The organism is Candidatus Pandoraea novymonadis (assembly GCF_003004665.1).
Lineage (GTDB): Bacteria > Pseudomonadota > Gammaproteobacteria > Burkholderiales > Burkholderiaceae > Pandoraea > Pandoraea novymonadis.
In genome coordinates, this window is record NZ_MUHY01000001.1 from 494047 (window position 1) to 510563 (window position 16517).

The window sequence follows — 16517 nt, forward strand, 5'->3', positions numbered from 1 at the left end:
ATGGATCAATGCGAAAAATTCACTCTTTCCCAAATCCGTCAGACTCATTCATCGAGAGCATTTCGGATATCAGTCATAAATTCAGTCAATGATTGGAAGGCTTTCTCGCTACCCCTATCAGGAAAGGTATTCTCCTCTAAACATTGGACGATCGCACTCCCAATCACTACAGCATCAGCAACAGAAGCGATGGCGCGTGCACTTTTGGCATCACGAATACCGAAACCAACACCAATAGGCAATTTAGCAGCCGCGCGAAGCGCTGGGATACGTGCCCCCACGGCCTCAATATCTAAGCTTCCCGCACCCGTTACACCAATTAATGAAACATAATACAAATAACCAGTGGCAACACGCGCCACGGCCAAGATGCGTTCATCAGTTGAGGTTGGTGCCAGCAAAAAAATAGGATCAAGGCAATGTGTTCGCATTGACTTGACAAACCCTTCACATTCTTCTATGGGATAATCGACAATCAGCGCACCATCGACGCCCGCCTCTGCTGCACACTGCGTAAACATATCAAGCCCCATACGTTCGATTGGGTTAGCGTAGCCCATCAGCACAATAGGAGTGTGAGCATTAGTACGTCGAAATTCAGACACATAGGTCAAGACCTGAGGCAAGTTCACGCCTTTCGCAAGCGCACGCTCAGAGGCACGCTGAATAACCGGGCCATCAGCCATCGGATCGGAAAACGGGATACCAAGTTCGATAACATCAGCACCGTTATCAGCCAATACATGCATCAGTTGAACTGTCCATTCTGGCTCAGGATCACCGGCCGTCATGAACGTGATAAGGCCTTTCTTACCCTGCGTCTGCAAGGCTTGGAACGTCGCTTGAATACGGGACATGATCTACAATCTCTGAAGTCGTTGATAGGCAATCACATGGTAGTACGGATTGATCTCATGGTCGACGAATAGACGGCCACTGGGGAACTTCCGATAAAAAGATAAAGCACTGAACCTTTCAGCGGAAAACTATGTAGAAGAACCAATTCCATAATATGGAGTTCATTTCTGTGTAGGATCATCCACGCGATCTGGATCTTAAAGATTTAAACAAAAAAAAGACGATACACCCTTAGGATTTTATACCAGCTCGAATCACTTACTACCCTCACTCAAAAATTGACGGACACCTGCTTTCTTTGTAGCAACACAATAAATAAGTAGCTGATCGTTCAGATCAGGACGGTATAAAGGAACTCCTACTACATTAAATTCAAAGTAAGAGAGTTGCAATACTGCAAAAATTCAGATGCTTTTTGAACTTAGTCAAAACCCCCTGAGTCTCATCCACACGACACGCAGACACTTATCCGAAATAATTATTCAGTAGGATAAAAAGAATTGTAGCAGGTACTGCCCTATAAAAAGTAAGTATAAAAATACGTGGTTAAGCTTCAGTAGTAACACTTCGAGCCAGCCATAAATTCGAGTCAAAAGTCCTCGAATGGAAGTTTATATGATTTTTTATATAAACTTCATTAAAGCTTATAAGGAAGATTCATCGTCCATAATTCGGAAATTTAACATTATGAATTAATAGCCATCACAGTATGCATATCCTTATCGCCACGACCGGATAAATTGACAAGAATTGTTTTGTCTTTTGATAAAGATACCGCCAACTTACAAGCATATGCCAATGCATGACTCGATTCGAGGGCTGGAATAATTCCTTCAATACGGCAGCAATCATGGAATGCTTGAAGTGCTTCTGCATCCGTAATACCAACATACTCAGCACGACCGCTATCTTTAAGCCAAGCGTGCTCAGGACCCACACCAGGATAATCAAGACCAGCTGAGACCGAATGTGTCTGAATAATTTGCCCATCCTTGTCTTGCAGCAAATATGTGCGGTTTCCATGCAGAACTCCAGGAGAACCTGCGATCAGTGATGCTGCATGACGGCCAGTTTCAATTCCATCACCTGCTGCTTCAACACCAACCAGCTTCACACTGTGATGATCGATGTATGGATAAAAAATACCCATAGCGTTTGAACCACCACCAACGGCCGCAACAACGTAATCTGGTTGACGACCTATCAATTCAGGCATTTGCACCACGCATTCGTCACCGATCACACGCTGAAAATCGCGTACAAGCATGGGATAGGGATGTGGCCCAGCAACCGTACCAATTATATAAAAGGTATTTTCTATATTCGTCACCCAATCACGCATCGCTTCGTTGAGTGCATCCTTGAGTGTCTTCGACCCCGACTCCACAGAAACGACAGTGGCACCTAACAATTGCATACGGTACAGATTAGCAGCCTGACGTTTGACGTCCTCGGCTCCCATATATACTACGCATTCCATTCCAAAACGAGCAGCAATAGTTGCTGTGGCTACACCATGCTGTCCAGCACCAGTCTCAGCAATGACACGCTGTTTCCCCATACGACGAGCAAGCAGTGCCTGACCAATGACATTATTTACTTTATGTGCACCGGTATGATTCAAATCTTCGCGCTTGAGGAAAATTTGAGCTCCCCCAAGCTCACTACTCCAACGCTTAGCGTAGTACACAGGGGAAGGGCGGCCAACATAGTGTTTTAATTCGTAATGAAACTCTTCAAGAAAGCTCGGATCATTGGAATATTGCTTGTAAGCGTTACACAGTTTATCAAGTGCATGAATCAAGGTTTCAGCTACGAAGACACCACCGTATGGGCCAAAATGGCCTCGAGCATCAGGTAAATGGTACATGATAATTACTCACAGAAATACGAGGAAGATGGACGATACCCAGTGTCCCAAAAAGATTCACCTAGCATCAGCTTCAGAAACCGCACGTACAAATGCTGTCATTCTGGCGTGATCTTTCACACCACATCTAACTTCCACACCACTGGATACATCAACAGCATATGGCTGCACACGTACAACTGCCTCGGCAACATTGGACACGTTCAAGCCACCACTCAAAATGACCCTATGCGCAATATTTTCGGGAATAAGAGACCAATCGAAAACTTTCCCACCCCCACCATAGCCCTGATGAACCAGAGCATCGAGTAAAATACCCTGCGCGGCAACATAATCTTCTTCGAATTGTATCAAATCTGCAGGGCAATGCGTCTGAGTACTAATGCGCATTGCCCGAATCCATGGACGATAACCAGCAGCAGCAGCCAATACCTCACATTGCTCTGGTGTTTCGTCACCATGAAACTGTAACAATGCCAGCGGTACAGCCTGCGCAACCAAACGAATTTCATCTTCGCTGATATTCACGAAAAGCCCTGTCAACGTAACAAAAGGTGGTACTCTGCGAGCCAATAGCATAGCTTGTTCAATGGTTACATTACGTGGGCTCGGTCTATAGAATACTAAACCAATGGCATCAACACCCAATGCCACAGCGCAATCGACATCAGCGGGCCGCGTTAAACCACAGATCTTGATTCTAGTGCGCACATTCAAACGTTCCATGGCATTGGGAAAGGCCAAACAGACCAATTAGGAGCAGGTATTGCAAAACGAGTGGGATAAGCAATATGCGCGAGATACAAACCATTCGGCATAAAAGTAGGTGCAGCTTCGCGGCGATCCCCACTGGAAAGTACATCACCTATCCACTCTGGTGGCTGACGCCCACGGCCAACCGTCGTCAAACATCCCATGATATTACGAACCATACGATGGAGAAAAGCATTTGCTCGAAAACGAAAAATGTAAAAACAGCCTTGGTGCGCCACATCAATCGCATACATGTGCTTGATAGGAGTTTTAGCCTGACAATCAGAAGAACGGAATGCCGAAAAATCATGCTTGCCAATCAATACCTGCGCCGCAGTATGCATGACCTCCACATCTAGCGGAGTATGCAGCCAACCACAATGCTCCTCCAAAATCGGCATCCGGACAGGATGGACATATAAAACATAGTAATAGGTGCGCTCGAACGCCGAAAAACGGGCGTGAAAATCCTCTGTGACGCCCTGCGCCCATTGTATAGCAACGCTTTTTGGTAAAAAAGCATTGACACCACGGATCCAAGAAAAGTCAGCACGTTTAAGAGCTGTATCAAAATGAACGACCTGCCCCAATCCGTGCACACCCGCATCAGTGCGCCCCGCGACAGTCGTGGACAAATTAACTCCACTGAATTTACCCAACGCCTTTTCAAGCGTTTGTTGCACAGTATTGCCATGCTGCTGCGACTGCCAGCCTGAAAACCCCGTTCCGTTGTAATGAATACCGAGTGCGATTCGCATAAAGACTAAAAAATGAGCACCTAATTTGAAAGTACCCAAAACCCAAGTCAAATATTAGCAAGCGTAAGGAGAAAATTTTCCAAATGCTGTAAGTCTTTTTGACACATCAAATTAAGCATCGTCCTAGCTTTCCTTAAGAAGGAATACCAAGAAATTCTATCGAATATGAGACCAAATTTGTATCATAAGATAAAAAAACTACTAACTGTCAAAAAATTAGAACATCTAACTAACTTTACTCTTTTCAGAGTTTTCATTTAAGACCATCACCTAAATTTATTATCGATAGTAAAGACACGCTATTACCAAACAAAGAAAAAACAGAAGTATCCTCCACACCAACAACATATTTAGATATCGAGCAAAATACGCAACATACGACGCAGAGGCTCAGCTGCACCCCATAATAGTTGATCGCCAACCGTAAATGCGGATAAATAATCATTACCCATCGCCATCTTTCGCAAACGACCCACTGGAATTCTCATCGTGCCTGCTACAGCAGCAGGTGTCAAATCAGTCAACGACGCTTCACAGATATTCGGCACCACCTTCACCCACTCATTCGCCTCAGCAAGAATACTGTTTACCTCGTCTAGCGGCACATCTTTCTTAAGCTTAATAGTCAATGCTTGACTATGACAACGCATCGCACCGATGCGAACGCATAATCCATCCACAGGAATTGGACGTGTTCCTGAAAAACCAGTACCCAAGCCTAAAATTTTGTTGGTTTCGGCACCTCCCTTCCATTCTTCCTTCGACATACCATTACCGAGATCTTTATCAATCCAGGGAATCAGACTGCCAGCCAGCGGAACAGTAAATTGTTTGGTCTCTTCCTTCGTCAACGCATGTTGCTTGGTCAGCACCTTACGATCAATTTCAAGAATTGAAGAAGCCGGATCAGCCAGCAATCCTTCCACCTCAGCGTTGAGTGAGCCAAACTGCGTTATCAGTTCACGCATATGTTGTGCACCGCCACCTGAAGCAGCTTGATACGTCATTGAGGTAATCCAATCGACTAGATTATGTTGAAACAGTCCTCCCAAACCCATCAACATACAACTGACCGTGCAGTTGCCACCGATAAAGTTTTTTGTGCCCGCTGCCAACGCGTCCTTGATGACATTCAAATTTACCGGATCCAATACAATGACTGCACTGTCTTCCATACGCAGTGTTGATGCAGCATCGATCCAATAACCGTTCCAGCTCGCTGCACGTAATTTTGGAAAAATCTCACTGGTATAGTCACCGCCCTGGCACGTCAATATGATTTCACATTGTTTCAATGCATCAATATCATTGGCATCTTTCAGTAAATCTTCATTCTTGGCCATCATCGGAGCCTTACCACCAGCGTTACTGCTGCTAAAAAACAGTGGCTCAATCAACGAAAAATCCTGTTCCTGCCGCATCCGCTGCATTAGGACTGATCCAACCATACCTCGCCAACCCACCAAACCTACGGTCCTCATTTCTCCAGCCCCTTTTTTCAATAAAGCTGACACAGACGACCAAATTAGGCCGTCTTTCAATCATAGCGCAGCGATAACCGCCGCACCCATTGCACACGTACCAACCTGAGTTGTCCCAACTTGCATAATATCGGGTGTACGTAACCCTTGCGCAAGCACATGTTTGACTGCAGCCTCGATACGATGTGCTTGTTCTTCCTTACCCAGGGTGTAACGGAGCATCATAGCCACCGAGAGAATCGTCGCTAATGGATTAGCAATACCCTTACCTGCAATATCAGGTGCTGAGCCATGTGATGGCTCATACAAACCCTTATTATTAGCATCTAGCGAAGCTGACGGCAACATACCGATAGATCCCGTAAGCATAGCCGCCTCATCGGACAAAATATCACCGAACATATTACCAGTCACCACCACATCAAAATGCTTCGGAGCCCTCACCAACTGCATTGCAGCATTGTCAACATACATGTGCGACAATTCCACATCCGGATAGTCCTTTGAAACTTCCATCATTGTGTCTCGCCACAGTTGAGAAGTCTCCAGAACATTCGCCTTATCCACTGAACAAAGCCGCTTTCCGCGTTTTCCTGCAGCCTGAAATGCCACATTTGCAATACGGACTACCTCAGGTACCGTATAAAGCATCGTATCAAATCCTTCACGACTACCCTCAAAAGGACCAGTCAGCGCTTGACGAAAACCTTTAGGCTGGCCAAAGTAAATGTCGCCATTCAACTCACGGATAATTAGAATATCAAGACCGGCAACAATCTCTGGCTTCAAACTGGATGCCCCTGCCAACTCTGGATACAAAATGGCTGGGCGAAAATTAGCAAACAATTGCAGATGCTTACGCAAACCAAGAATAGCTTGCTCTGGACGCAATTCACGGGCCAATCCATCGTATTTCCAGTCGCCAACAGCACCAAATAGAATTGCATCCGCCTCTTTCGCTAATGTCAGTGTATCTTCGGGCAACGGATGACCAGCGGCTTCGTATCCAGCCCCGCCCACAGGGGCATATTCTATCTCGAAAGATTCATCGAGCGCATTTAACACGCCAACGGCCTCGTTAACAATTTCCGGACCGATGCCATCACCTGGCAATACTGCGATTTTCATTCGCATCTCCTTTCAGAAAAGCCTAGTCAACGTGCATTCTAAGTTACTCTACGGTGTGCCCCAATTTTCAACACAGATGGGTTGCGTCCCCATCTTGTAGACGCATATTCAGCCAGGGCTGCTTCATCAAGCGATCACACTCATAGGCACAAATTTTATCCGCATGACGCAAAGTCAATGAAATATCATCAAAACCGTTCAATAGGCAATACTTGCGAAACGAGGTAATATCAAAAGTGTAGGCCTGACCATCCCGAGCAACAACTATCTGCTTATCGAGATCAATAGTAAGTTGATAGTCGACGAAAGCGGCAGTCTCATGGAATAGGCAATCAACCTGTGACTCCGTGAGAACAATAGGCAAAAGCCCATTTTTATAACAATTATTAAAAAAAATATCAGCAAAACTCGGCGCAATCACTGCACGAAATCCATATTGTTGCAATGCCCACGGAGCATGCTCACGCGAGCTGCCACAGCCAAAATTCTGACGCGCCAACAAGATCGTCGCATTTTTATAGCGCGGCTGATTAAGGACGAAACTGGTATTCAATAAACGCTTACTACAATCTTGCCCCGGATGACCGACGTCCAGATAACGCCATTCGTCGAATAAATTCTGTCCAAAGCCTGTGCGTTTAATTGACTTTAGAAATTGCTTCGGAATGATTGCGTCCGTATCAACGTTATCTCGATCAAGAGGCGCCACCCGCCCTGTATGGACAACAAATTTTTCCATATTTCCCACTTGATATATTCAGTTGACTGCCTATCGCAGACATTTAGCGATGAAAAAAGCACTATCAGCCACTTATTATTTCCTTGCCGCGTTCTCGATGGCCTCGCCAGCTGCCTTAGTATCCTTCCCTAGGCCGACCACCGTATTACATCCAGTTACCCATAACATTAGTAATGCCATCAACAGATGATGAGGTTTTTTCATCGCCATTTCTCCTGATTACTCTATTGATTTTCGATACGTCACTCATAACAAAAGTGCATATGCATACATCCCATGCACCATTTTAAACGAGGCGTCGAACATCCACAAAATGACCTTCAATGGCAGCAGCAGCAGCCATTGCCGGCGACAGCAGATGAGTACGCCCACCGGCACCCTGCCTCCCTTCAAAATTACGATTCGAGGTCGATGCACAACGCTCACCAGACTCCAAACGATCAGCATTCATAGCCAAACACATCGAACAACCTGGTTCACGCCACTCAAAACCCGCTGCCGTAAAAATCTTATCTAATCCCTCCTTTTCAGCCTGTTCCTTGACTAATCCTGACCCTGGAACCACCATAGCCAAACGAACATTCCCCGCAATCCTACGTCCCAGCTTCTTGAGTACATAAGCCGCAGCTCGAATATCTTCGATACGTGAATTGGTACATGAGCCAATAAACACCTTATCGACATTGATACTCTCAATCGGGGTGTCGGGCATTAAATCCATATACGTCAGCGCACGCTCTATGGCAGCTCGTTTTACGAGATCTTTCTCCTTCTGGGGATCAGGAATCCTATCCTCAATCGAGACCACCATTTCCGGCGAAGTACCCCAAGTCACTTGTGGTATCAGCTTCGAAGCATCAATTTCAACGACGTGATCGAACTGTGCCCCATCATCCGTTCGAAGAGAACGCCAATAGATTTCAGCCTGCTGAAATAGCTCATCTCTGGGAGATAGCGGACGCCCCCTAACGTAATCGATAGTGGTATCGTCAACACCAATAAGACCAGCACGTGCACCAGCCTCAATAGCCATATTGCAAATCGTCATACGACCCTCCATCGACAGTGCACGAATCACTGCCCCTCCAAACTCAATCGTATAACCAGTACCTCCAGCAGTACCGATCTTAGCAATCACAGCAAGCACAACATCCTTAGCCGAACAACCTCTTGGCAATTGACCATTCACATTCACGAGCATGTTTTTGCTCTTTTTCATGAGCAATGTCTGCGTAGCAAGAGTATGCTCAACCTCCGATGTACCAATACCAAAAGCTAACGCACCAAAAGCACCATGTGTAGAGGTATGCGAATCACCGCAAACGACCGTCATGCCGGGCAACGTTGCACCTTGCTCCGGCCCAATCACATGAACAATTCCCTGACGTAGGTCACTCATCTTAAACTGAGTAATTCCGTAATCAGCGCAATTGCGGTCGAGAGTTTCCACTTGCAACTTTGAAATAGGATCTGCGATACCTTGCGATCGATCAGTGGTGGGAACATTATGATCTGACACCGCAAGATTCGCAGATAGCCTCCAAACAGGACGTTTCGCAAGCTTTAGCCCTTCAAAAGCCTGCGGACTAGTGACCTCATGAAGCAAGTGACGGTCAATATAAAGTAAAGTAGTACCGTCATCCTCGGTATGCACGATATGTGCATCCCACAACTTATCGTATAGCGTCTTTGCCATGATTTGATAAAATTCAGGACAGATTATTAGGTTTTCTGAGATATTTAATTATCTCGTAGCAGAAAAGTTAGCAATTCAAACGAATCACTCCACTTAGATGAGCAAAATAAACCCAAGGAAATTTTAAAACAATTTCTTCCCTATGCAGGATTAAGCTAAGTGCACAGCATACCGTGCCAAGTATCTCCTTGTGTTGCCAATTTAGCATTCGTGTCATGCCAATTGGCATACGCTCAACATCTGGTAAAATTTATTCTGTAGGAGAATAATTCAAATCAGTTGATGGACGCCATTATGATGGCAATTAGTCAATGAAAGGTTGTCTGGATTTCTTGCACACACTTACAGAACAAGTATAAGAAACTATCTGTCATTTATCTCAACAGGACAATAAATCTCGCTGTAATGCTATAGTGTCTGCCAAGCAAATCCATCAATCTGTGTAGCAACAAGGATCTCCACAGCATCCATACCTACCACGTCAGCTAATGCTGCCCTCGCTAAATGAGGAGAATTATTCTTCTCGCTTAAATGCGCCGCAATGACTCTCTGTAAGCGTGAACGATCAAGTGCCGCAAGAATTTCTGCAGCCTTATGGTTAGCTAAATGCCCGTAATCTCCTCCGATACGGGCACGCAATGACGGTGGGTACTGGCTGACCGCCAACATCTCACAGTCGTGATTACATTCCAATACCAATGCATCACAACCACCCAACACGCCAATCAAATGCGGTGTTGAACTGCCAACATCAGTGAGCACGCCCAAGCGAGAGTGTCCGTCGCTAAATACAAACTGCAAAGGTTCCCGTGCATCATGAGGCACGGTATAAGGATGAAGTTCAATATCTCCAACGACAACTATACTATCAGATCGACACCAACGTACGTCGACATTATCCAGCCCCTTAACAATCTGGCCGGTACCTCGGCTCATGTACAACGGAATACCATACTTCTTGGATAATGAAACTGCACTGCCAATGTGGTCACCGTGTTCATGTGTAATCACAATAGCATCGATAGTAGACGTTTCAATCGAACGCAGCAAGAGACGTCTCTCAACTTCCCTCATAGAAAAACCACAATCAAGAAGAACACGCGTGGTAGAAATACCTTCTGATACCTCTACCAAAAGAGCATTACCCTCACTACCACTGCCTAAACTAGTATACCTCACCTATCGAAGGTGATCATTGAGCAGACCAATAATACCCTGTGCGATGATGGAGTTATCCACTTTCCCTTCATCATCCAAAACCTGCACACGAGTTTTATTATCGCCCTGACCCTGGATATTCACACCATATTTTTTCGCTTTCTTTCTTTCCTTTACTTCTTTCGCATGGAACAAGTTATAGAAGAAACTATTGTCTTTCGACAACATCATTGAATCAACATAACTAATCCAATATAGAGCCTTCGCTCGATCACGACTATCCACCGTGAAATTGCAACGATCAAGCGCAATCCCAACACGCCGCCAAGCTTGATCGAATGGTTCACTCATATCGATGTAAGTCGCGCTCGCATCATTTACAACTTGGATGGATGACAATCTCTCCGACTTAGCCATTTCCATCTCCGTTTTAGCTTGATAAGCCTGCATACCAAGATGCTGCATCAGTTTCGTAAGAAAAATTGCCTCGAGGCCGAAATCGCTAGGCGCAGGCTGCCACTTCGTCGTATCCCTTTGATCACTCGTAAAAACCTCAACCATCCGACGATGGCTAATGTAGATGGCAATACTACCATCAGTCTCTCGTTCAACTCTCATGCGAAAACGATCACGCTCACCTGTTGAATACAGCCCATCAAAAACCTTCCCCAACAAGTTACGAATAATATCCTGATCGAGCTTAGCACGATTCTCAGCCCAGTCAGTTTCTATGACACCAGTGTTTGACGAATCAAGGATCAGTATAAAACCATTTTCTTGCCAAAATTCACGAAGCATCTCCCATAATTGGTTAGGTGCTTTTTGAATCACCAACCAACGTTGATTGCCATCACGCATCACTTTCATACCCGGGACTGATGGCAACACCATATCAACTGGTTGCATTGACTTAATCTGCATTTTTTTTTCGTATGCTGACAAAGTAGCTGCATTGCTAGATAAGACCTTGTGCTCGCTTGGTACCAGCAGCGACAAATCAGGAGGCACATCGAGCGATGGACCACTCTTAGAATTCTTATAATCTACCTTGTCGGATGAGAACGATGACGAAAGCGAACTGCAACCAGCAAAAAGTGCCAGAGATGCAATCGCGGTCCATACCCCAAATGGAAGAACTTTAGAGAAATCGATAATTTGTTTCATTAGTCAAAAAAGTAGTCAAGCGATGCTACAGAATCTCGATTAAAGCAGAATGCCAATATCACGCAAAGCGTTACGGACAGTAACATGAAATTGTGCAGCTAACGGAGTTAATGGCAACCGGATGCCTGAACTAATTTTTCCCATTTGCTGCAGCGCCCATTTGACTGGAATCGGATTAGCCTCGATGAACATGGCTCTATGCAGATCAAGTAAACGAAATTGTAAGGCTCGAGCATGAACCACATCTCCGGACATTGATGCATAACACAGCTGATGCATGAGGCGTGGTACCACATTTGCAGTGACGGAGATATTTCCTTGTGCGCCCATTAACATAAGCATAACAGCGGTTTGATCATCGCCACTATACAAGGCAAAATTATCTGGCAAAGTATTGATCAAGCGAATTCCGTTTTCCAAATTACCTGTAGCATCTTTTAGTCCCACAATGCCTGGAACCTGCGCAAGACGCAACAACGTCTCGTTGCTCACATCAGCAACCGTTCGCCCAGGTACATTATAAAGAATCACAGGGAGATCTACGCTTTCTGCAATCTTGCAGAAATGCTGATATATGCCTTCTTGAGTTGGCTTATTATAATAAGGCACCACCTGCAAAGATGCATCAGCACCGACTTGCTTGGCATATCTAGTTAACTCTATTGCTTCAGCAGTCGAGTTACCACCCGTTCCAGCAATAATCGGGATCCGTTTTCTCGTATACTCAACGGCAAGCTTAATCAATGCGAAGTGTTCTTCAACCGAAACAGTGGGAGATTCGCCAGAAGTGCCAACAATCACAATTGCATCTGTGCCTTCGGCAATGTGCCAATCTATCAGGTTACAGAAGCTAGCATTATCAATGCTGCCGTCTTCTAACATCGGGGTCACAACTGCAACAATGCTGCCTCGAATCGGGGTTTTGGTAGCCATAGTTTATCAGTCAATTTCTGCGATAAAGGTTCGATTGTAGCGGATTAACCGTTCTCATAAAGTAGGATTATTGAAAAATCAATTTAAGCTCGAAAACACACAGCACATGAATGCTGCAAACATATATAACGTGACTCGATGAATATACTGCTCTTAAAGTAGCAATCTAAAAATCAACAATGTAATAAATGCACCTTCAATTGAAGGCAAAATTATGCAGAAAGACTAGGTAATTTTGCGATGCAAAAAACATTTCAGCAGCGGCTGAGACTCATAATAACTCATGAGTATTTCAACCCCATTGCGTCACGAACATCCTGCATCACTTCTTTCGCTGATTTTCGTGCCTTTTCACAGCCATCGTCAACGATATCACGTAACAAAGATGGATCGTCCATATATTTTTGAGCACGCTCAAGCATCGGTTGCTGTTCACGCAAAATCCCATCGATTACCGGTTGTTTACAATCTAAGCAGCCAATACCCGCAGTCTTACAACCTACTTTTACCCATTCACGAGTGCTCTCATTACAGTAGACTTGATGAAGTTGCCACACTTTACACTTTTCAGGGTCTCCAGGATCTTTAAGCTGCACACGGGCAGGATCCGTTTGCATAGTACGGATTTTTTGAACAATCGATGATTTGGCTTCACGCAAACCAATCGTATTGCCATAAGACTTTGACATCTTTTGACCATCAAGACCCGGCATGCGTGAAGCTGATGTAAGCAGTGCCTTGGGTTCAACAAGAATTCGTTTGCGGGCAACCTCAAGATAGCTAAATAAAAATTCACGATCCCTTATGGAAAGGGAATTTGATTCCAATAGAATAGAATGGGCCTGAGCCAGGGCCTCTCCGTCACCCTGCTCTTGATAAGAGTGACGCAATGCGAAATAGAGTCGAGCATGCTTCTTACCGAGTTTTTTTGCCACTTGATACGATTTTTCTTCGACGATTGAATCGCTACTGTATAAACGGTTAAAACGCCGGGCAATTTGACGTGTCATCTCAAGATGAGGCACCTGATCCTCGCCAACAGGAACATGTATCGCACGATAAAGCAAAATATCCGCTGCCATAAGCACAGGATAGCCAAGAAAGCCGTAAGTAGACAAATCACGCTCCTTGAGTTTTTCCATTTGTTCTTTGTATGTAGGGACACGTTCAAGCCAGCTTAATGGCGTACTCATTCCGATGAGCAACGCCAATTCTGAATGCTCAGGAACCTTGCTTTGTATAAATAACGTCGCTTGGTTTGGATCAATTCCTGCGGCTAACCAATCAATGAAAACTTCCCAGACATTCTTTTCAATAACGCCTGGCGTTTCATAATGGGTCGTTAGCGCATGCCAATCAACTACACAGAAAAAACATGGATACTTCGATTGGAGTACAGTCCAATTCTTAAGTACGCCATGATAGTGACCCAAATGTAGGCTGCCTGTCGGGCGCATACCAGAAAAAACACGTTCGGGGTACATAATCTCGTTATTGTAATAAATCGTAATTTACTTCAGGAAAACAACCGAGCTAGGGGTTTAACCAAAAACGAATGGATTCTCGGCCTATCTTCATAATTATTCACAGCCAGACACTCTCAATCAAACCACTCCCCAAAAGACCAATATGATGAAAAATTAATAAGGCTCAAGCCATATGCACACGCCAATAAAAATGTGAAAGCTGAAATATGGCCACCATCAAGTGGAAAAACTCAAAATAAATTGAAAATGAACGTCATCAGATTCATGAACAATCGAGTACGGATCATAGCAAACCAAAAAAGCTTCGCGACATAAATGTGAGTGACTTCATGTAAAGTGATCAAATTCCGTCAACGACTCCCGACACTCACTATTCCTGGTGAGGCTTCCGTTAAATCGATAATTGAGAAAAATCTCGAAAAAATAGCGACAGCATCTGTTTTTCGGTAATATCACAAATACACTGAAGCCTATCGAGTACATTCTTATCATCCAAACGACAAGCGAGGTCATAGCTTGAATCGGTTGGTAGCACAACGTCGCGCCCCCGCCATCAATTATTTGAGCAGCTTTTTTAAGCAATCGAGTTTGCGAACTATCGGGATAAATTTGAAAAAATTTGAACATGAGCGAGGTTTAATACCAACGGGACCAAACAGGTATCAAACCTTCTGGTAAAGGCGGCAATTTACCCAACTGCGCACGGCCTTGTGTTGGCCCATGAAAATCAGACCCACGGGACGCAAGAAAATTGTAACGACGTGCGATATCTGCATACTCACGATATTGTTCTGGCGTGTGACTTCCCGTGACAACTTCGATAGCCTCGCCACCAAGATCACGAAAACTGTCAAATAAACCGCTGAATTCCAGTGATGAAAACTTGTAACGCCCTGGATGCGCGACGACAGCGATGCCTTGTGCATCATGAATCCATTTCACAGCATCCTCCAGCGTGGCCCAACAATGAGCCACATAGCCCGGCTTACCTTCTGTCAGATAGCGCGAAAAAACATCGGATATTGATTTACACTGTCCTATTTCAACCAAATAACGTGCAAAGTGTGTACGTGAAATTAAACCATGCTTACCAACGTACTTAAGCGCACCTGCATAAGCATCGGAAATTCCCACTGCGTTCAATAATTGTAGACCCATCTGCTTGGCACGTAAGGAACGTCCATCTCGCATCGCAGCAAGATTCTGAATTAGTAAGGGATCATCAGCATTGATACCCAATCCCAGCATATGAACGGTTCTACCTGCCCAAGTGATTGAAATCTCAACTCCAGAAACATAACGCATACCAAAAGCTTCAGCCGCAGCACGTGCCTCACTCTGACCACCTAGCTCATCATGATCGGTTAATGCCCATAGTTCAACACTTGCCTCAGCGGCAATTTTTGCGACCTCTGCGGGCGCCAAAGTTCCATCCGAAACGATGGAATGACAGTGAAGATCTGCATTGATCATGCTACACGGCCGTATGAACGGCATTTTTATCACAGCTGGCCGCCTCGTTTCTTTCTACAAAACCTCATCATCCTAAGATGACCCCATCACAATCCTCATGACACAAGCCAATCCTAATTCAAACAGGACTGGCATCGTCGAGAAATACCCACGATTGCCAATTAGCACGTGACCAATTTTACATTTGTAGGATGATATTGAGAATTCTAACTCGATTTTTTTCGCACACCTACTCCACGCAAAATTCAAAGAAAACAAGAAGCTTTCAAAAACATCAAAATTTCCACGCAGAGGCAAAAATGCGAAAAGCGCTATATTCTCCCACACGAAACCTTATCTCATCAAAGACCTCTGAGGGGAATACATCTCACCCATAACCGCCTAAATTCGCCAAATACTGCTAATGGCTAGAAAAAAGGAATATCATACCCCACCATAATCACTTTCAACTAAGTTGATAGCCTTTTAATTCGATATGTATTTCGGCATGTGACGTTAATATCAAAATTAGTTAAGAGCCTCTTTGTCACAAAAAAATGGCGCATCTTTTTAAGAAAATACTCACACGTGGCGTTAGCTACAATGATTTAAATTTTATTAGCTTTAAAAGCGGCCATATGCTGTCATTTAAGGGGGAGAGATAAATTCTGAGAGAGCATGTTGCTTATTTGATGATAACGTACTAGCCGCTTTGACTGTATTTCTTTCAGAGAAATCGGGTTCCCCGGGGGCAACAAACTGCACAAACACCTCTCCTTGCTTTACCATACCGAGCTCTAAACGAGCGTGCTCCTCGATGGCAGAGGTGCCGTCCTGCAAATCTTGCACCTCTCCTCGCAACCGGTCACTACGCTCCTTTAATTGCTCATTTTTCTTCTGCTCAGCCACTAGCTGACCACGCAACTCGCGTACATGTAACCATCCTCCATGGCCAAACCAAAGTGGGTACTGAATCGTTGTCAATAACAAAACCAGTGCCAAGGTTACGGTTCGCATACTTCCAGCCACCAAATAATTCT

The 16517-nt window shown here is 44.7% G+C and carries 15 protein-coding genes; all 15 read right to left on the reverse strand.

Translation table 11 applies throughout. The features are described 5' to 3' along the window. Positions 1-44: 44 nt before the first annotated feature. The gene (trpA, locus tag BZL35_RS02105; protein WP_106182428.1) at positions 45-857 is read right to left on the reverse strand and encodes a tryptophan synthase subunit alpha; all 813 of its coding nucleotides are present in this window, start codon (positions 855-857) and stop codon (positions 45-47) included. Between the two features lie 686 nt (positions 858-1543). Beyond that, positions 1544-2728, reverse strand: a complete 1185-nt coding sequence (gene trpB / locus BZL35_RS02110; RefSeq protein ID WP_106182431.1) for a tryptophan synthase subunit beta — start codon at positions 2726-2728, stop codon at positions 1544-1546. 57 nt (positions 2729-2785) lie between these two features. Then, a complete protein-coding gene (locus BZL35_RS02115; RefSeq protein ID WP_106182433.1) occupies positions 2786-3454 on the reverse strand; it encodes a phosphoribosylanthranilate isomerase in 669 nt (222 codons plus the stop codon). Continuing rightward, positions 3442-4239, reverse strand: coding sequence for a tRNA pseudouridine(38-40) synthase TruA (gene truA, locus BZL35_RS02120; RefSeq protein WP_106182852.1), 798 nt, complete (start codon positions 4237-4239; stop codon positions 3442-3444). The genes BZL35_RS02115 and truA overlap by 13 nt, the downstream gene beginning before the upstream one ends. A gap of 350 nt (positions 4240-4589) precedes the next feature. Continuing rightward, positions 4590-5720, reverse strand: coding sequence for an aspartate-semialdehyde dehydrogenase (asd, locus tag BZL35_RS02125; RefSeq protein ID WP_106182853.1), 1131 nt, complete (start codon positions 5718-5720; stop codon positions 4590-4592). A 60-nt stretch (positions 5721-5780) separates the two neighbouring features. Next, positions 5781-6848: a 3-isopropylmalate dehydrogenase gene (gene leuB, locus BZL35_RS02130; protein ID WP_106182435.1), complete on the reverse strand. Its 1068-nt coding sequence runs from the start codon at positions 6846-6848 to the stop codon at positions 5781-5783. 67 nt (positions 6849-6915) lie between these two features. Beyond that, positions 6916-7587, reverse strand: coding sequence for a 3-isopropylmalate dehydratase small subunit (gene leuD, locus BZL35_RS02135; RefSeq protein WP_106182437.1), 672 nt, complete (start codon positions 7585-7587; stop codon positions 6916-6918). Positions 7588-7662: 75 nt separating this feature from the next. Further along, entirely contained in the window at positions 7663-7791 is a 129-nt protein-coding gene (locus tag BZL35_RS02140; protein ID WP_106182439.1) for an entericidin A/B family lipoprotein, read from the reverse strand. An 82-nt stretch (positions 7792-7873) separates the two neighbouring features. After that, positions 7874-9283, reverse strand: a complete 1410-nt coding sequence (leuC, locus tag BZL35_RS02145; protein ID WP_106182441.1) for a 3-isopropylmalate dehydratase large subunit — start codon at positions 9281-9283, stop codon at positions 7874-7876. Positions 9284-9691: 408 nt separating this feature from the next. Then, positions 9692-10462 carry an MBL fold metallo-hydrolase gene (locus BZL35_RS02150; protein ID WP_106182444.1) on the reverse strand — a complete coding sequence of 257 codons (771 nt, stop codon included), beginning with the start codon at positions 10460-10462 and terminating at the stop codon, positions 9692-9694. Further along, complete coding sequence (gene bamC, locus BZL35_RS02155) at positions 10463-11605, reverse strand: outer membrane protein assembly factor BamC (RefSeq protein ID WP_106182446.1); 1143 nt, start codon at positions 11603-11605, stop codon at positions 10463-10465. It lies immediately after the preceding gene. Between the two features lie 39 nt (positions 11606-11644). After that, a complete protein-coding gene (gene dapA, locus BZL35_RS02160; protein WP_106182448.1) occupies positions 11645-12538 on the reverse strand; it encodes a 4-hydroxy-tetrahydrodipicolinate synthase in 894 nt (297 codons plus the stop codon). A gap of 281 nt (positions 12539-12819) precedes the next feature. Then, positions 12820-14022, reverse strand: a complete 1203-nt coding sequence (locus tag BZL35_RS02165; protein WP_106182451.1) for a tryptophan--tRNA ligase — start codon at positions 14020-14022, stop codon at positions 12820-12822. Positions 14023-14661: 639 nt separating this feature from the next. After that, complete coding sequence (locus BZL35_RS02170; protein WP_106182453.1) at positions 14662-15498, reverse strand: PHP domain-containing protein; 837 nt, start codon at positions 15496-15498, stop codon at positions 14662-14664. Positions 15499-16125: 627 nt separating this feature from the next. Next, positions 16126-16494 (reverse strand): cell division protein FtsB, encoded by a 369-nt coding sequence (gene ftsB, locus BZL35_RS02180; protein WP_106182458.1) that lies wholly within the window; start codon positions 16492-16494, stop codon positions 16126-16128. Between the last annotated feature and the right edge of the window lie 23 nt (positions 16495-16517).